General features: G+C 62.3%; 14 protein-coding genes, 1 tRNA gene and 1 pseudogene. 7 read left to right on the top strand and 9 right to left on the bottom strand.

From position 1 onward, the window contains the following. Positions 1 to 11: 11 nt before the first annotated feature. From flgB to OEG79_RS07830, 3 genes are all read right to left on the bottom strand, one after another. Positions 12 to 419 carry a flagellar basal body rod protein FlgB gene (gene flgB / locus OEG79_RS07840; RefSeq protein ID WP_264148211.1) on the bottom strand — a complete coding sequence of 136 codons (408 nt, stop codon included), beginning with the start codon at positions 417 to 419 and terminating at the stop codon, positions 12 to 14. 289 nt (positions 420 to 708) lie between these two features. After that, positions 709 to 1536: a protein-glutamate O-methyltransferase CheR gene (gene cheR, locus OEG79_RS07835; protein WP_264148210.1), complete on the bottom strand. Its 828-nt coding sequence runs from the start codon at positions 1534 to 1536 to the stop codon at positions 709 to 711. A gap of 44 nt (positions 1537 to 1580) precedes the next feature. Beyond that, positions 1581 to 2513 (bottom strand): chemotaxis protein CheV, encoded by a 933-nt coding sequence (locus tag OEG79_RS07830; RefSeq protein WP_264148209.1) that lies wholly within the window; start codon positions 2511 to 2513, stop codon positions 1581 to 1583. Positions 2514 to 2591: 78 nt separating this feature from the next. On the opposite strand from OEG79_RS07830, the gene flgA reads away from it, so the two are divergent. The 4 genes from flgA (at position 2592) to OEG79_RS07810 (ending at position 5179) form a co-directional block, all read left to right on the top strand. Further along, positions 2592 to 3350: a flagellar basal body P-ring formation chaperone FlgA gene (gene flgA, locus OEG79_RS07825; protein ID WP_264148208.1), complete on the top strand. Its 759-nt coding sequence runs from the start codon at positions 2592 to 2594 to the stop codon at positions 3348 to 3350. A gap of 135 nt (positions 3351 to 3485) precedes the next feature. After that, a complete protein-coding gene (flgM, locus tag OEG79_RS07820) occupies positions 3486 to 3821 on the top strand; it encodes a flagellar biosynthesis anti-sigma factor FlgM (RefSeq protein ID WP_264148207.1) in 336 nt (111 codons plus the stop codon). A gap of 50 nt (positions 3822 to 3871) precedes the next feature. Then, positions 3872 to 4339 carry a flagella synthesis protein FlgN gene (locus OEG79_RS07815; protein WP_264148206.1) on the top strand — a complete coding sequence of 156 codons (468 nt, stop codon included), beginning with the start codon at positions 3872 to 3874 and terminating at the stop codon, positions 4337 to 4339. Between the two features lie 90 nt (positions 4340 to 4429). Next, positions 4430 to 5179 carry a flagellar brake protein gene (locus OEG79_RS07810; protein WP_264148205.1) on the top strand — a complete coding sequence of 250 codons (750 nt, stop codon included), beginning with the start codon at positions 4430 to 4432 and terminating at the stop codon, positions 5177 to 5179. 17 nt (positions 5180 to 5196) lie between these two features. Here the strand turns inward: OEG79_RS07810 and OEG79_RS07805 are convergent, their stop codons facing one another. Beyond that, on the bottom strand, positions 5197 to 6507 hold the full coding sequence (locus OEG79_RS07805; protein ID WP_264148204.1) for an MFS transporter: 1311 nt from the start codon (positions 6505 to 6507) through the stop codon (positions 5197 to 5199). A gap of 500 nt (positions 6508 to 7007) precedes the next feature. Here OEG79_RS07805 and sstT point away from each other — a divergent pair, with 500 nt between their 5' ends. Further along, the gene (gene sstT / locus OEG79_RS07800; protein ID WP_264148203.1) at positions 7008 to 8231 is read left to right on the top strand and encodes a serine/threonine transporter SstT; all 1224 of its coding nucleotides are present in this window, start codon (positions 7008 to 7010) and stop codon (positions 8229 to 8231) included. A gap of 265 nt (positions 8232 to 8496) precedes the next feature. Here the strand turns inward: sstT and OEG79_RS07795 are convergent. The 3 genes from OEG79_RS07795 to OEG79_RS07785 form a co-directional block, all read right to left on the bottom strand. Beyond that, positions 8497 to 8571: transfer RNA gene (locus OEG79_RS07795), tRNA-Arg, on the bottom strand. Positions 8572 to 8646: 75 nt separating this feature from the next. Beyond that, entirely contained in the window at positions 8647 to 9759 is a 1113-nt protein-coding gene (locus tag OEG79_RS07790) for a Leu/Phe/Val dehydrogenase (protein ID WP_264148202.1), read from the bottom strand. A gap of 72 nt (positions 9760 to 9831) precedes the next feature. Next, positions 9832 to 13299, bottom strand: a complete 3468-nt coding sequence (locus OEG79_RS07785; RefSeq protein WP_264148201.1) for an indolepyruvate ferredoxin oxidoreductase family protein — start codon at positions 13297 to 13299, stop codon at positions 9832 to 9834. 199 nt (positions 13300 to 13498) lie between these two features. Between OEG79_RS07785 and OEG79_RS07780 the strand changes: the two genes are divergently transcribed. Continuing rightward, the gene (locus OEG79_RS07780) at positions 13499 to 13966 is read left to right on the top strand and encodes an Lrp/AsnC family transcriptional regulator (RefSeq protein ID WP_264148200.1); all 468 of its coding nucleotides are present in this window, start codon (positions 13499 to 13501) and stop codon (positions 13964 to 13966) included. Between the two features lie 8 nt (positions 13967 to 13974). Here OEG79_RS07780 and OEG79_RS07775 read toward each other — a convergent pair whose 3' ends face one another. After that, positions 13975 to 14925, bottom strand: coding sequence for a DMT family transporter (locus OEG79_RS07775; protein ID WP_264148199.1), 951 nt, complete (start codon positions 14923 to 14925; stop codon positions 13975 to 13977). Positions 14926 to 15202: 277 nt separating this feature from the next. Here OEG79_RS07775 and OEG79_RS07770 point away from each other — a divergent pair. Next, a pseudogene (locus OEG79_RS07770) lies at positions 15203 to 15391 on the top strand (DUF6316 family protein); the annotation flags it as partial. 174 nt (positions 15392 to 15565) lie between these two features. Here OEG79_RS07770 and metE read toward each other — a convergent pair. Continuing rightward, positions 15566 to 17854: a 5-methyltetrahydropteroyltriglutamate--homocysteine S-methyltransferase gene (gene metE, locus OEG79_RS07765; RefSeq protein WP_264148198.1), complete on the bottom strand. Its 2289-nt coding sequence runs from the start codon at positions 17852 to 17854 to the stop codon at positions 15566 to 15568. Positions 17855 to 17972 lie beyond the last annotated feature (118 nt).

Here is a 17972-nt window from a genome sequence, read left to right as displayed (position 1 = left end):
GGTCGCGCTCCTTATTCGCCGCGCAGGGCCGCGGTCAGCCCTTTGAACTTGTTGTTGAGAAAGGTGAAGCTGGCCTGGAACTGCACGGCATTCTCGGCGTAGTTCGACTGCTCGATCTGCAGGTCGACGGTGTTCTGATCCATCGAGGCATGGAACGGGGTGCGGTAAGGCAGTTCGGCGTCGCCGGTGTTCACGCCTTCGGCAGGGATATGACGGCTGTCGGTACGGTTCAGAGAAACACTGCCACGCTGCATGCGGTTGCTCTGTTCGGCCAGTACGCTGGCGAAATCCAGATCGCGCGCCTTGTAGTTCGGGGTATCCGCGTTGGCGATGTTGTTTGCCAGGATCTCGGCGCGCTGAGAGCGGAAACCGAGTGCCTGTTCGTGGATGCCAAGTGCTTTGCCGAAGTTGATGCTCATGTTCCGAACCTTTGCCGCTAAGGCCATGTGGTCACTGTTGCGAGCTATTCAGCAAAGGCCATGCCAAGTTATTTAGTTCAACAAATTCAATAACTTGTATAAAAAATCAGGCGTATGAAGCGGCAAAGCGGCAAGGGCTTTCCGCCTGCTGGCAAGCAAGCGGCAAAGCCTGGTGTGGAGATTGCCGCCCGCCTGGATCACCAAGGGCGGCTGGGGGGGGTATTCAAACCCCGGAAAAGCAAACGGGAGACCTATGGTCTCCCGTTTGCGAAACAGACACTTCTCGTGTCTACTTGGCTTTGTAAATGATCCCCGGACTGCACTGCACCATCTGATACTTGTCCGGTAGGCCATTGAGCGCCTCGGAGGCACCAAGGAACAGGTAACCACCCGGTTTCAGCGTCGCGTGGATACGCGTGAGGATGTCCTTCTTCACCTCTGCAGAGAAGTAGATCAGCACGTTTCGGCAGAACACGATGTCGAACTTGCCCAACACCGCATAGCTGTCCAGCAGGTTGAGCGGACGGAACTCGACGCGGCTCTTGATCGGCGCCTTGACCTGCCAGCGCCCCGGCCCCTTGGGATCGAAGTAGCGCTGCAGTCGCTCCTGCGAAAGACCGCGTCCCATGGCCAGGCTGTCGTATTCACCGGACTTGCAGTTGGCCAGCATCGAAGGCGAAAGATCGGTGGCGACGATCTGGACCCCGGCCTTGAGCTGACCGAGGTTGGTACGCTCGAACTCATCGATGGCCATCGACAGCGAGTATGGCTCCTGCCCGGACGAGCAGGCGGCCGACCAGATACGCAGGCGCTGCCCCGGGTAGGCCTTGATCAACTCCGGCAGCACACGGCTCTTGAGCACCTCGAAGGGATAGGTGTCGCGAAACCACAAGGTCTCATTGGTGGTCATGGCATCCACCACCTGCTCGCGCAGCCCGCCGCGCGGCTGGCTCTGCATGCGCTGCACCAGCTCGCCCAGGGTCTTGATGCCGTTCTGTTCCATTAGCTTGTTCAGACGGCTGGAGACCAGATACTGCTTGTTGCTGCCAAGCAGAATACCGCAGGCCTTTTCCAGGAAAGTCCGGAACTGCTCGAAATCCAAGTTACCTGAAGACACTAGGGCCGCCTCACCTACCATAACGTTCGCCGAAGGTCGCTCCTTCAGCCCCCATCCGATTCGCGAATGCGATCGACTACACGCGCCGCCAGATCATCTGGCTTGAATTTGGCCAGGAAGTCGTCAGCACCGACCTTCTTCACCATCGCCTGGTTGAACACACCAGAAAGCGAAGTATGCAGGAGGATATACAGCTTCTGCATGCGCGGATCGCTACGAATCTCCGTTGTCAGTGTATATCCGTCCATCTCGGGCATCTCGATGTCGGAGATCAGCATCAGCAATTCCTTGTCGGGATAACGTCCCTCGTCCGCCATGCTCTTGAGGTAATTGAGTGCCTCCCGCCCATCGTTCAACGCGGTAACCTCGACACCGACCGTTTGCAGGCAACGCACGACCTGTTTGCGCGCCACCGAAGAGTCATCGACGATCAGCACATGCTTGGTTACCGCCTGACTCTGCACCTGATCATCGATGACCCCTTCGGAGATCACTTCGGAGGTCGGCGCAACCTCGGCGAGAATCTTCTCGACATCGATGATCTCGACCAGCTGCTGGTCGAGCCGCGTGACGGCGGTCAGGTAGTGATCGCGCCCGGTTCCCTTGGGTGGCGGATGGATCTCCTCCCAGTTCATGTTGACGATACGTTCCACCGAACGCACCAGAAAGCCCTGAACCTTGGTGTTGTATTCGGTAATGATGACGAAACTGGACTTCAGATCTTTAAGCGCTGCCCGCCCGGTGGCGATGGACAGGTCAAGGATAGGAATGGTGCCACCACGAATGTTGGCCACGCCCCGCACCACCTGGCTGGATTTGGGCATGATGGTGAGATTGGGGCACTGCAGCACCTCCTTCACCTTGAATACGTTGATCCCATAAAGCTGTGGGCCTTCCAGGCGGAACAACAGCAACTCCAAACGGTTCTGCCCTACCAGCTGCGTGCGCTGGTTAACCGAATCCATCAACCCGGCCATGCCCGGACTCCTTATCGTTTTGGTAACGCCTGCCTCCAGCAGCCTAGCAGGCGGCACGGGGCTTGCTTTGCATTGATCATGAAGCCAAGAACGTCATCATTCCGTCAGCTAATGGCAAAGTGCCTCGTCTCTTTGCCCGTTGTACTCGCTTTGCCCATCCTCGGCTACAACACTACTGCGGCTGCGACTTTCACCAGCACCGAACAGCTTATCGGCGCCACCGAGTCCTTTCTTGAGCAGGTAACCACTGAATATCTACAGCGTAGCGAAATTCAGGGCCGCCATGAAATTCGTGTCAATCGGCTCGACCCCAGGTTGCGTCTGCCTCTGTGCGATCGACCACTGACCACAACGCTGGAGAGCCCGGCGCAGCCGCTGGGCCGTGTGACCACGAGAGTACGCTGCGACGGCACTGCCCCCTGGACCGTGTTCGTGCCGGCTGAAGTACGCCTGTACCGGCAGGTCGTCGTGGTGACCCGTCCCCTCAAGCGCATGAGCGTGATCAAGGCGGCAGATCTGAGCATGATGGAACGCGACATCGGGACGCTCGGTCAAAACTTCCTGACGGACCCCGCGCAGGCGATCGGCAAGAAATTGACGCGCCAGCTGGGCGGTGATCAGGTTCTGGCTCCCAGCCATCTGCAGGTCGCAGAGGTCATACGGCGCGGTGATCAGGTCGTCATCAGTGCTCGCGGCACCACTGTGAGCGTACGCATGCCTGGCGAGGCCCTGACGAACGGCGCCCCCGGCGAGCAGATCAATGTTCGCAACCTGCGTTCGCAGCGGGTGGTTCGTGCACGCGTCGTCGGCCCAGGCCAGGTGGAAGTTTCCATGTAGGCATGTTTCTTGTAGCGCAAAGGTCAGGCGATTCCCTACACTGTTGAATGACGCGATGAAATTAATCCTAAAGTTTTGCCGGCCGCGGCCGAAAAGCATGGCAAGCGTCCACCATATCGTCCGAGGTTCTGCATCATGGTCATCGACTTCAACCGGCTGAACAATGCCAATACACCCGCCAGTGCGGGGCGTACCGGCGCAACTCAAGCTGGCAATCGCAGTGAGTCGGCACAGCCGAGCAAGGCGCCTGTCACCGGTACCGATGAACAAACCAACGCCAAGAGCGGAGAACCCGTGCAACTGAGCCGCGAGGCAAAGCAGTTGCAGGCAATCAGCGAGAAGCTGCGTGCTCAGCCTATCGTCAACAAGGAGCGCGTGGCCCAGCTGAAACAGGCCATCGCCGACGGCAGCTATCAGGTCGACAGCAAACGCGTCGCCCAGAAACTGCTCGATTTCGAATCCCAGCGCTAGTCCCAGGGCTGCGCTGGGGGTGTTGGACGCCCGATCCCCAAGAGCCCGCCATGCACGATACAGCCCTGCTTGATCTGTTCATCGCCGATATCGGCACCGCCGAGCAATTGCTTGAGCTGATCGATAACGAATTCCAGGCACTCACCGAGCGTGACCTGCCCCGCCTGGATACCCTGCTCAACGAGAAGCAGCCGCTGCTCGCCCTGCTCCAGCAGCATGGCAGCGACCGCAGCCGCCTGCTGCAAAGCGCCGGCCTGAGCGCCGATCAAGAAGGGCTCAGCGCACTCGCAGGCAAATCGTCCGTAGGTGATCAGCTGCTCGCTCGCAGCGGAGAACTGTCCGCCCTGCTGCAGCGTTGCCAGGAGGCCAATCTGCGCAATGGCCGCTTGATCCGCGCCAATCAGGCCTCAGTTCGCAGCGTTCTCGGCATTCTGCGCGGCGGCGAAACGCCCGGTCTCTATGACAGCCGTGGTACGGCCGCTAGAATCGCCCAGCAAAGGCCTCTCAGCCAGGCGTGACCACCGCAATACAAAAAAAGCACAGGGACATACCGGCATTCTGCCAGTATGCTGGTGCCGTGTAGTCCATGACTCGGAGAGTTACGAACTGTGTCCAGCGCGTTCAACGACGAGAGCGGTCCTCAACCGCCCAAGGTGCTCAAGACATCCGTCGAGATCATTGCGACCCTGCGTCAGTTGCAGCAAAACCATGACCCCCTGATTATCCAGTTCAAGGACCGTGGCCAGCGCTTTCAAAGCTATCTTGTCGAAATCGATAAGGACCGCGCCCGCATAGCGCTGGATGAGATCATCCCAACCGATGGCGAACGTTTTCTGAAGCAGGGTGAAGCCTTCGATGTCGAGGCTTACCGCGATGGTGTTCGAGTGGCCTGGAGCTGTGGGCACGACGCACAGATCGGCGAACTCGATGGGGCGCCGTGCTACTGGACCCCTCTGCCCACCGAAGTGATCTATCACCAGCGGCGCAGCGCTTATCGCGCCCAGCTGAAACTGGGTGATCTGATCAAGGTGGTTCTCAGTGGCGACAAGCTGCGTGAGCCGTTGTCAGGCCATCTGCTGGATATCTCGGCCAGCGGCTGCAAGCTGCGCTTTGCCGGCAATATCACCCAGCAGTTTAGCAGCGGCCAGGTACACGAACGCCTCACAGCCTATCTGCCCTTCGGCGATCTGACCTGCGCCGTGGAAATCCGCCATGTGCATTACGAGGAAAAGGTCGACATGACCTTCGTCGGCACACGCTTCCACCGCATCAATGGTCTGGAACAACGCCAGGTCGAGCGTTTCGTCTATCAGCTGCAGCGTGAGGCTCGCCGCACCGAGAGCGACGACCCCTTGTAGGCCCAGCTGCAGGCGCCCTACTGAGCGCCCTGCCCCTTTTCCTGATCATCTTCAGCTGCGGCAGCAGCCGGCTCCTGCATCTGTTCCTGCACGGTCTGCTCATCCACCCGTGGATCGAGTGCCGCGACCAGCGGCGAGCTGGCCACGTTGCCGGGCATCGCCACGTGCTGTACCGGAGCGTTGTCGACCTGGTGGCGATTGGTCACCACCTCGGGGCGGATCCGCCAGATCAGGATCAACGCGCAGAAACAGAAAAATACGTAAAGCATGTTGGGCCCATAGAAACGCATCAACACGCCCGCCAGCAGCGGCCCGACGCAGGCACCGACACCGAAGATGACCAGCAGCATCGCCGTCAGCGACACCCGGCGCTCCGGCTCGACGTGGTCATTGGCCAGCGCCACGGCAAGCGGATAGAGACTGAACTGCATCACGCTGACCAGAAAGCCGATACCGAACAGCAAGCCGATGAACACCTCGGGCAGGGCAGCCAGCGGCGCCGCACTCAACAGCAGCAGCACTGCACAGCCGCGAATCAGCCGCACCCGGTCACGCCGATCCGACAACCAGCCCAACGGCCACTGCACCAGCAGCCCGGCCAGAATGCAGCAGCCCATGAACAGACCCACCTGCTCGGTAGAGAGCCCCATGCGCGTAGCGTAAAGCGGCGCCAGGCCGTAGAACGAGCCGATCAGCAGACCGGCCACGGAGATCGTGGTCAGCGACAGCGGCACCCGTCCGAGGAAGAAGCGCATCTCCAGCGGCGCCGGGTGCAGGGGGGCCGGGTGCACCCGTCGGGTCAGCGCCACCGGCACCAGGCACAGGGCAAAGCACAGAGCCACCAGCATCAGCAGTTCCAGTCCCAGCGTCGGGTGCAGGACCAGGGCAAGCTGACCCAGGATCAGGCCCAGGTAGGACGCCGCCATATAGCCGCTGAACACCAGGCCACGCTGCTTGGCTTCGGCCTGCTCGTTCAGCCAGCTTTCGATCACCATGTACTGGCACATCATGCCAAGGCCAACCAGCAGACGCAGAAACAGCCAGAACGGCAGCCATTCCACCAGGCCGTGCCCCAGCACTGCCGCCGTCACCACCCCGGCGCACGCGACATACGCACGAATGTGCCCGACCCGCGCGATCAGCCGATGTCCCAGCTTGCCGCCGACCACAAGACCCAGGTAGTTGGCCGCCATCAATGCACCTACCCACAGACCGTCCACCGTATTGGCCAGACGCAGCGCCAGGTAGGTACTGAGCAGACCGGAGCCGAGCAACATCAGCAAAGTGGCGAAATACAGCGAGCGGAATGACTTCCAGATCAGGCGCATTGGCGGGTAAAGCTCCTTGTACTGGGTAACAATGATTCAGGACTGGCCAGTCGGCACGGGACGCTTGCAAAGCGCTGTTCCATCCCGGAAGCGGATTAACTCATGGTATTTGGCGATAAGGCCTTCGATGAATTGCGCAGCAGACAGTTCGATGTCGGTCCGCAATGTCTCAGACGCCGATGGCCACCCATAAGGTACAGAGTAGCGCCAACTGCTCGACTTGATTGGTTGGATGACGTCCCAGGCCTCGATTCCGGCCTTCGACGCCCACAGTGAATGCCGATTCGTTAATGCGCCATCCAGGCCGGCAAAGCTTACCGAGATGCGACACGGGCTTGCGCCCTGTCGCCCATATGCGCGCTCGCTGGCTCGAAGCCAGGCGAGGCTGTGCTAGAGTCGCGCGCTATTTTTCGGCAAGCCTTCCGCAGGCCATGCAGAAATGCCTCTCGATCCAGGCCCGACGCGACCTGCAACGTGCCCAGCAACCAGAGAACCACGCGATGTCCCAAGCCATGCACCCTGTCCTGCAGTTCCTCAACCGTACCAGCCTGGTGACGCAGATCATCATCGGCCTGCTCGCAGGTATCGCGCTCGCCGTTGCAGCCCCGCAGGCGGCACTGTCCGTTGCGTTCATCGGCAACGTGTTCGTCTCTGCACTCAAGGCGGTCGCTCCGGTGCTGGTGTTCATTCTGGTGATGTCGTCCATCGCCAATCATCAGCACGGCCAGCAGACTCATATCCGCCCGATTCTGCTGATGTATCTGATCGGCACCTTCAGCGCCGCGCTGGTCGCGGTCGTGGCCAGTTTCGCCTTTCCGTCATCGCTGGTACTGAGCAGCCAGGTTGCCGAGCTCACGCCGCCTGGGGGTATCGGTGAGGTCCTGAAGACGCTGCTGATGAACGTGGTCGACAACCCGGTCAATGCGCTGCTGCGCGGCAACTTCATCGGCATCCTGGCCTGGGCCATCGGCCTCGGTTTCGCCTTCCGCCACGCTGGCGCCGGCAGCAAGCAACTGCTGGGTGATCTGGCCAACGGCGTGACCGCCGTCGTCAAGCTGGTGATTCGCCTGGCGCCCCTGGGCATCTTCGGCCTGGTCGCCGCGACTCTGGCCGAGTCCGGTTTCGACGCATTGCTCGGTTACCTGCACCTGCTGGTGGTACTGGTCGGCTGCATGTTGCTGGTCGCGCTGATCATCAACCCGGCACTGGTCTACTGGAAGATCCGCCGCAACCCCTACCCCCTGGTGTTCACCTGCCTGCGTGAAAGCGGCATCACCGCCTTCTTCACCCGCAGCTCGGCCGCCAACATCCCGGTCAACCTGCAGCTGTGCCAGCGCCTGGGCCTGCACGAGGAAACCTACTCGGTATCCATCCCGCTGGGCGCCACCATCAACATGGCCGGCGCTGCGATCACCATCATCGTCCTGACCATGGCCGCGGTGCATACCCTGGGCATCGCCGTTGATCTGCCCACCGCCCTGCTGCTGAGCGTCCTGGCTTCGATCAGTGCATGTGGCGCCTCGGGCGTGGCGGGCGGCTCGCTGCTGCTGATTCCGCTGGCCTGCAGCCTGTTCGGTATCCCCAACGAAGTGGCCATGCAGATCGTCGCCATCGGCTTCATCATCGGCATCGTCCAGGACTCGGCGGAAACCGCGCTCAACTCCTCCACCGATGCCCTGTTCACTGCAGCTGCCTGCATGGCGGAAGAACGGCATCAGGCCTGATGCCAGCGTACAGAAGGCTTGCGCGTACAAGCCTTCTGTCCTTCTGACGGTGTCATCTCCCCTAACAAGCTCGGCCTGCTGCCGACGAACACGGACCGGCTTATTCGCCTGACGGTCGCCTGCCTGCTGCCAGAGCGACGATCCTAGCGCGCGCAACCGGGCCTGGGTGTGGAGCTGCGCAACTTCAGCATGGCCGCGCGCCATGGCGACTACCTAGAAACGAAAAGGCCGGCTGCAAGAGCCGGCTTTTTCGTTGATAGAATCGTGGCGTCCCCTGCTGGAATCGAACCAGCATCTAGCCCTTAGGAGGGGCTTATTCTATCCGTTGAACTAAGGGGACACGGCCGTATTGGCAACGGCCGGGGCGCATCTTAGCGGCGGCGCGCGCATTTGTCATGCTGCCACCGCTCACTTCCTAACGCTGCCACCCCTGGGACACGACCCTGGCAGCCACTGCAGCACGCGCAGGCTGCAGACCGCCGCGCAAGCGTTCCAGTGCCATGCGGTCGGCAATCGCGGTGGTGGTCGCGCCTTCGCGCTCGGCACGCTGGAAGATCTCCGTCAGGGTCGGGCCGATGCCTTCGATATGCGCCTTTAGCTCAGCCGCAGTACCGCCGGTACGCTCGTAGCAGACATCAATGATGCCGCCGGCGTTGATCGCATAGTCCGGTGCGTACAGGCATTCCCGACGGCGCAGCAGCTCGGCCAGGCTGGCATCGGCCAGCTGGTTGTTGGCCGCGCCGGCGATGATCGGCGCGCGCAGCGCTTCGAGACTCTGCAGATTGATGATGGCGCCCAAGGCGCACGGTGCGAACACGTCCACATCGAGACGGTAGATCTCGTGCTGGCTGACTGCGACGGCTCCCAGCTGACTGACCGCACGCTGTACATTGGCCTCGACGATATCCGTCACCCATAGCTGGGCGCCGGCCTCCTTGAGCAGTTTGGCCAGGCCGAAACCAACCTGACCGACGCCTTGGATGGCCACCCGCACGCCTTCAAGATCGTTCCGCCCAAGGCGATGCGCCACGGCCGCCTGGATACCGATGAAGACGCCATAGGCGGTCGAGGGCGACGGATCGCCGTCACGGCTACCACCATCGAACGCCTCACGTTGCCCGGCGCCAGCCACATGACGGGTGCGCTCGGCCATGATGCGCATCTCGGCTACGCCGGTACCGGAATCCGCCGCAGTGACATAGCGCCCACCCAGGCTGTCGACAAAATCGCCCATGGCCTGGAACAAGGCCTCGCTCTTGCCGGTGTGCGGGTCGCCAATGATCACCGCCTTGCCGCCACCCAGTGGCAAACGCGCCAGCGCCGATTTGTAGGTCATGCCGCGCGACAGGCGCAGCACATCGCGCAGCGCCTCCTCGTCCGTGGCGTAGTTCCACATGCGGCAACCACCCAGCGCCGGGCCGAGGGTGCTGTCGTGAATGGCGATGATGGCTTTCAGGCCACTGGCCTTGTCGTGGCCATAGACCACCTGTTCATGCTGATCGAAGTCGACGTGAGTGAAAACAGACATCGGGTTTACCTCGGATATAAAAAGCCGCCCCCCTCCTGCACGGAGAGGGTGGCAAAGGGATGGGGTTGAGACTCAGGCAGCCGGCTCGAATAGCTGCACCGCGGCAATTTCGCTGACGGTCAGACGCGCCTTGAGCTGATCCGCCTGCTCACGCGCCTTGGCCAGCGCCGCTTCCTTGACGTGACCGTAGCCGCGGATCTGCTCAGGAATCTCGGCCAGCGCCACCGCGGTGCGGTAGTTGCCGTCATTCAGCTCGGCGAGCAGATAGGCCACGTTGGCCTCGTACTCCTCGATCAGCTCGCGCTCCAGACGGCGCTCGGCGCTGTGGCCGAACGGATCGAGCACGCTGCCGCGCAGGAACTTGAAGCGCGCCAGCACACCGAAGGCCTTGAGCATCCATGGGCCGAAGCTGCGCTTGCGCGGCTCCCCCGTCACTGCATCCGGCTTGCTCAGCCAGCTCGGAGCCAGGTGGAACTGCAGGCGGTAGTCGCCTTCGAACTGGGCTTCGAGCTGCTTGCGGAAGGTCTCGTCGCTGTACAGCCGCGCCACCTCGTACTCGTCCTTGTAGGCCAGGAGCTTGAAGTAGTAGCGCGCCACGGCCTTGCTCAGGCGCTGCTCGGTATCGCTGTCGGCCTTGCGCACACGCTCGACCAGCTCCCGATAGCGCTCGGCATAGGCCGCATTCTGGTAGGCGGTCAGGCGCTGCATGCGATCGGCGACGATCTCCTCGAGTGTGCTGCAGTGCGGCGCTTCGACCACCTTGGGTGCGGCGACTTTCTCCACTGCGGCCAGGTCATGCGCAGCGCGACGGCCCCAGAGGAAGGCCTGCTGATTGAGTTCGACGGCCACACCATTGAGTTCGATGGCCTTGTTGATCGCCTCGGCCGAGACCGGCACCAGTCCTTTCTGGTAGGCATAGCCGAGCATGAACAGGTTGGTGGCGATGCTGTCCCCGAGCAGCCGTGTTGCCAGGCGCGTGGCGTCGACGAAGCGGGTCTTGCCCTCGCCTACCGCCTCGCTGATCGCCGCACGCATGGCCGCGCCAGGCACCTGGGCGTCCGGGTTGCGGGTGAACTCGGCTGTGGCCGCTTCATGACTGTTGACCACCGCATGGGCGATCTTGTCGTTGAGCTTGGCCAGCGCCTCTTCACTGGACGACACCACCAGATCGCAGCCCAGCAGCAGGTCGGTTTCCCCGGCGGCGATGCGCACCGCGTAGATGTCGCTCTGCCGCGCGGCGATGCGGATATGGGTGATCACCGGGCCGAACTTCTGCGCCAGACCCGCCTGATCGAGCACGGTGCAACCCTTGCCTTCGATATGCGCGGCCATGCCCAGCAGTGCGCCGACTGTGGTCACGCCACTGCCGCCAACGCCCGGCAGAAGGATGTTCCATGGGCGGTTCAGGGCCGGTTGCTTCGGCTCCGGCACGGCGATGAACAAGGCTCCCAGGCCCACGGCCTCGGGCTTGCGCAGGCTGCCGCCATGCACGGTGACGAAGCTCGGGCAGAAACCTTCAAGGCAACTAAAGTCCTTGTTGCAGGCACTCTGGTCGATCTCGCGCTTGCGCCCCAGTTCGGTTTCCAGCGGCAGTACCGAAAGGCAGTTGGATTTCACGCTGCAGTCGCCACAGCCCTCGCACACCGCCGGGTTGATGAAGGCGCGCTTGGCCGGATCGACCATCTTGCCGCGCTTGCGCCGGCGGCGCTTCTCGGTGGCGCAGGTCTGGTCGTAGAGGATCACCGAGACGCCCTTGAACTCGCGCAACTCGCGCTGCACGGCATCCAGCTCGCGACGATGGTGGAAGGTGACGATGGGCGCGAAGGTGGCGCGGGTCGGGTACTTGTCCGGCTCGTCCGAGACCAGGGCGATGCGTTTCACGCCCTCTGCGTACACCTGCTGACTGAGCTGGTCGATGCGCAGCTCGCCGTCGATGGGCTGGCCGCCGGTCATGGCCACCGCGTCGTTGTAGAGAATCTTGTAGGTGATGTTGACCCCGGCGGCCACGGCCGCGCGCAGAGCCAGATGGCCGGAGTGGAAGTAGGTACCGTCGCCGAGGTTCTGGAACACGTGCGGCGTGTCGGTGAACGGCGCCTGGCCGATCCAGGTGGCACCCTCGCCGCCCATCTGGGTGAAGGTGTCGGTTCTGCGATCCATCCACTGGGTCATGTAATGACAGCCGATACCGCCGAGGGCGCGGCTGCCCTCCGGCACCTTGGTCGAGCTGTTGTGCGGGCAACCGGAGCAGAAATGCGGGGTGCGCACCGTGTTGTGCTTGGGCGCGGCCAGGGCCTTTTCCTTGGCATCGAGGAAGGCCAGGCGCTCCTCGATGGTCGGGCTGCTGTAGATCGGCGCCAGACGCTTGGCGATCACCCGGGCGATCATCGCCGGGGTCAGCTCGCCGAGGTTGGGCAGCAACGAATTGCCCTGCTCATCGAACTCGCCGACCACCCGTGGGCGCTTGCCTACCGGCCAGTTGTACAGCTGCCCGGTCAGTTGATCCTCGATGATGCTGCGCTTTTCTTCCACCACCAGGATTTCATCCAGGCCCTCGGCGAACTGGTGCACCGACACCGGTTCCAGCGGCCAGCTCATGCCGACCTTGAGCACGCGCAGGCCGACCTTGGCGCACAGCGCCTCGTCCAGTCCGAGATCATCCAGCGCCTGGCGCACGTCGAGGTAGGACTTGCCGGTGGTGATGATTCCCAAGCGCGGGTTGGGCGAATCAAGCTTGACCTGATTGAGGTTGTTGGCCAAGGCGAAGGCGCGCGCGGCGTAGATCTTGTAGACGTTGAGGCGCTTTTCCTGGGCCAGGGGCGGGTCGGGCCAGCGGATGTGCACGCCGTCTTCCGGCAACTGGAAATTCTCGGGAATCTTCACCTGGATACGCAGCGGGTCGACATCCACCACAGCCGAGGAGTCGACATTCTCGGCGATGGTCTTCAACGCTACCCAGCAACCGCTGTAGCGCGACAGTTCCCAGCCGATGATGCCGTAGTCCAGAACTTCCTGAACGTTGGCCGGGTTGAGCACCGGAATCGAAGCGGCGATGAAGGCGTGCTCGCTCTGGTGGGCGATGGTCGAGGACTTGCAGCCATGGTCGTCGCCGGCCAGCAGCAGCACGCCACCGTACTTGGACACACCGGCCGAGTTGCCATGCTTGAACACGTCGCCGCTGCGGTCGACGCCCGGGCCCTTGCCGTACCACATGGCGAACACGCCGTCGTAGCGGGCGCCGGGGAACAGATTGGCCTGCTGGCTGCCCCACACCGCGGTGGCGCCCAGCTCCTCGTTGACGCCAGGCTGAAAGTGGATGTGGTTTTCCTTCAGGTACTCGCGTGCGTCCCAAAGGCTCTTGTCCAGGCCGCCCAAGGGCGAGCCGCGATAGCCGGAAATGAAGCAGGCGGTATTGAGTCCGAAGGCAGCGTCACGCTGCTTCTGCAGCATGGGCAGGCGGGTCAGCGCCTGGGTGCCGGTCAGGTACAGGTGACCCGTGGCGAGGCGGTATTTGTCATCCAGGCGGATTTCGGCCAGAGACATGGAGCGCTCCTTTTATTCTTATGGCGAGCACGGGGAGCGCGACGGTAAACGCGCTCCGTTGAATCCTGTCCGCAGGATCACTGCGACGGATTTGCCTAAAGCATGACCGGAGGGTTCCGCTTTTTTCTTTCTATTTTCGAGAATCGAGGACAATACTTCGCATGATCATTCCAACAATCACAAGAAAATGGAAAAAGTCATGCAGGACAAGCTCAGCCCTATTGACCGGCGGATTCTCCGCCTGCTGCAACACGATGCCGACCTTTCCGCCGCCGAGGTAGCGGAGAAGGTCGAGCTGTCGCAGTCGCCCTGCTGGCGACGCATCAATCGCATGCAGGAAGAAGGGCTGATCGAACGCAAGGTCGCCCTGCTCAATCACAAGCGGCTGGGCTTCGGCATCACGGTATTCGTCGACATCAAGCTGTCGGCTCACGGTCGTGGCAATCTGGACGAGTTCGAGCAGGCAGTGGTCGGCTACCCGCAGGTGCTGGAGTGCTACAGCATGGCCGGCGGCTCGGACTATCTGCTCAAGGTAGTGGCCAAGGACATTGCCGACTACGAACGCTTCCTGCGTGACCAGCTGCTGCAGCGCCCGCACGTGCATGAAGCGCATTCGCACATCGCCATGAGCGAGGTCAAACGCACCACCGAGCTACCGCTGGATTAGTCCCTGGCCTAACGCCTGGCCTTGCGGGCACGCAGAGCCGCCATCAGCGAAGGGCCGAGGGCGGTGAGCGCCGAGCCGAGCACAACGACCACGGCCCCTGCATAGGCGATCCAGTTGACCTGCTCGGGCAGCACGTGGTCCGGCCACCAGGTCGATGCCAGGGCCACCGAGACGAAGGTCACCAGCGGCGTAAGCGCCAGAGTCGCACTGACGCGCGAGGCCTCCCAGTGGGCCAGCGCCTCGGCGAAGGCACCGTAGGCGACCAGGGTATTCAGACAGCAGGCCAGCAACAGCCAGCCTTGCAACGGGCTCAGCTGCGACACCTGCAGGGGGTGCGCCCAGGGCGTCAGCAGCAGTGCACAGGCCAGGTAGATGACCATCATCACCTGCACCGACGTCCAGGTGGTCAGCAGCTGTTTCTGCGCCAGGCCATAGAAGGTCCAGACGAAGGCCGCGGCCAGTACGGTCAGCACGCCGGTGGTGTAGGCCGTGAGCGAGGTCAGCAGCTCACCCAGGCGCTGATTGAAGAACAGGCCGAAGCCCAGCAGCATCACCAACAGCCCAATCGCCTGGCCCAGACTGAAACGCTCGCGAAAGACGAACAGGCTGCTGATCAGCAGCAGGATCGGTGCCACCTGGATCACCAGTTGTGTGGTGCCGGGGCTGAGCAGATTGAGCCCGACCAGATACAGCACGTAGTTGGCCGTCAGTCCGCCGATGGCCAGCGCCAGCAGCCATCCGCCCCTGCGCCCGAGCGGGCGAAAACGCGGCAAGCGTCGGGTAGCCGCAAGATAGGCGAACAGCAGGGAACCGGCCACGGCCAGGCGATACCAGGTGACCGTTACCGGGTCCATTACCTGAAGGACTTCTTTCAGCTTGATTGGCAGGATGCCCCAGAGCACGGAGGTGGTCAGGGCAAGCAGCAGGCCGTACATCCAACGGCCGGAGGAAATATGCATGGGAACCTCAGGCAGGCGGTCGACAGGACATGCCGTCCGCAGCCGACCATTCTAGGAGAGGCCATGCCATCGACACAGCGACAGTTCAGTCTGGCAGATGGGCAGAACTGTACTGCTCAGCGCCAGGAAAGCGTCATCCAGCCGGCGTCAAAAACCAATAAAACCCGTTAAAAGACGCAAATATGTCGGCAAAATCGACCACTAGTCGCATTGCCAGGCGCACCGATTGGCTGACAGTAGACTCAGCTTATCCAGCCCCCCGCAGATGGAGCTTTTCATGTTCAGCCAACGCACGGCCGACCCTCAGCCAGGCACGCACTACCGCAGTTCACGGTTGAGCGCTGTCAATGGTCAGTACTTCTTCGCCACCCGTGAAGGCACGCTGGAAGGCCCCTTCCTCTCCCGCCACGATGCCGAGCAAAGCATCGTGCGCTACATAGAACGCATGGCCATGGCGGCCAAGCTGCTGCGTCACAGCAGCGAGCACATCGACAATCTGCATCGTCGCGAAGCGATCAGGCACAACCAGGAACCCTGACATGCACGTCCCGGCGACTGCGCTGAAAGTCGCTCGGTGGCAAGCCGCGCCCCGCCCCTCTCATCGACCGATGGGAGGGACGCAAGCCGCGGCTACCGGCAGTCAGGCCAGCTCGGCGCGCATCTGCCGGGCAGCCGCAACCATGTTCACCAGCGCTGCCTCGGTCTCCGGCCAGCCACGGGTTTTCAGGCCGCAATCGGGGTTGACCCAGAGTCGCTCGAGCGGAATCCGCCGCGCCGCCTTGCGCAACAGCCCGATGATCTCGGCGCGGTCAGGCACACGAGGCGAGTGAATGTCGTAGACGCCAGGGCCGATCTCGTTGGGATAAGCGAAGCGCTCGAAGGCCTCCAGCAACTCCATGTCCGAACGTGAAGTCTCGATGGTGATCACGTCGGCATCCATCGCCGCGATGGACTCGATCACGTCGTTGAACTCGCTGTAGCACATATGAGTGTGGATCTGGGTTTCGTCACGCACACCGCTGGCAGCCAGGCGGAAGGCCTCGGTGGCCCAGTCCAGATAGTGCTGCCAGGCAGCCTGACGCAGCGGTAGCCCCTCGCGGAATGCTGCCTCGTCGATCTGGATGATCCTGATGCCCGCCGCCTCCAGATCCACCACCTCGTCGCGAATCGCCAGCGCCAGCTGTTTTGCCTGCACTTCGCGGGGTACATCCTCGCGCGGGAACGACCACATCAGCATGGTCACCGGGCCAGTCAGCATGCCCTTCATCACCTTGTCGGTCAGACTCTGGGCATAGCGGATCCACTCCACGGTCATCGCCTGCGGGCGGCTCAGATCGCCGATGATCACCGCCGGTTTGACGCAACGCGAACCATAGCTCTGTACCCAGCCGAAACGGGTGAAGGCATAACCGTCGAACTGCTCGGCGAAGTACTCGACCATGTCGTTGCGCTCGGCCTCGCCGTGTACCAGCACATCCAGGCCGAGACGCTCCTGCACCTGCACGGCTTCACGGATTTCGCCGTGCATGGCCTCAAGGTAATCGGCAGCGCTCAGCCTGCCCTGCCTGAACGCCTGTCGCGCCTTGCGGATGGACGAAGTCTGCGGAAAAGAGCCGATGGTGGTGGTCGGCAGCAGCGGTAACTGCAGGCGCTCGCGCTGCTTACCGATACGCTCGGCAAATGCTGACTGACGCTGCGCATGACGCGGGCGAATCGCCGCCAGACGCGCCTGCACCTCTGGCTTGTGAATGCGCGTCGAGGCCGCACGTGCGGCCTGTACCGCACGGCTCGCTTCCAGCGCCGCTTGCACAGCCGCGTCTTCCGGCGCCTGCAGCGCCTTGCCGAGCACCGCCACCTCCTCGCATTTCTGTACGGCGAAGGCGAGCCAGCTCTGCAGTTCGGCATCGAGCCGATCTTCACGCGCTAGGTCGACCGGGCTATGCAGCAGCGAACAGGACGGTGCCACCCAGAGCCGCTCGCCCAACCGTTCGTGAGCGTGACGCAGCACCTCCAGGGCCTTGTCCAGATCGCAGCGCCAGACATTGCGGCCGTTTACCACGCCCAGCGACAACACCTTGTAGGCAGGCAGACGATCGAGAATGGTCGGGTACTGCTCCGGGGCTCGCACCAGATCGATATGCAGGCCGTCCACCGGCAGGTTGGCGGCCAGGCCGAGGTTGTCCTCCAGACCGCCGAAATAGGTGGCGATCAACTTCTTGCAGGGTTCGCGCTGGATCAGGTTGTAGGCGCGCTCGAAGGCATTCTTCCAGTCCTGCGGCAGATCCAGCACCAGAATCGGCTCGTCGATCTGCACCCACTCCACACCTTGTGCGGCCAGGCGCTGGAGAATCTCGCCATACACCGGCAACAGCCGCTCGAGCAGGTCCAGCCTGTCGAAATCAGCGCCTTTGGCCTTGCCCAGCCATAAATAGGTCAGCGGGCCGATCAGCACCGGTTTGACCTGATGGCCCAGGGCATGCGCCTCGTCTACCTCCTCGAACAACTGCTCCCAGCTCAGGGCGAACTGCTGGTCGATGCTGAATTCCGGTACCAGGTAGTGGTAGTTGGTGTCGAACCACTTGGTCAGCTCCTGCGCATGAGTGCCGCCGCAACAGCTTTCTTTGACGCCGCGGGCCATGGCGAACAACGTTTCCAGCGTAGGCTTGCCCGCTGCCGGCCGGAAGCGATCGGGAATCACGCCCAAGGTCAGCGAATGGCCGAGCACCTGATCGTACCAGGCGAAATCGCCCACCGGCAGCAGGTCGATACCGGCCTCCTTCTGCAGTTGCCAGTGCTCGGCACGCAGCCGTTGGCCGACCGCACGCAGGCCGGCTACATCCAGCTCGCCTTGCCAGTGCGCCTCAAGGGCTTTTTTCAGTTCACGGTCGCGACCGATGCGCGGGAAACCGAGGGAATGGGACAGGGCCATGACTTAACGCTCCACAATCAATCGAGATGGCGCCATTCTCGGGATCGGACGAGCGTGAGACAAACTCAAGATTTTCGTCTTGATCTACAGATTTACTCATGTAGGCTGTATGAAGAAT

The sequence above is a fragment of the Pseudomonas sp. Z8(2022) genome (assembly GCF_025837155.1).
Taxonomy (GTDB): Bacteria; Pseudomonadota; Gammaproteobacteria; order Pseudomonadales; family Pseudomonadaceae; genus Aquipseudomonas.
This window is presented reverse-complemented; position numbering and strand designations above follow the sequence as displayed.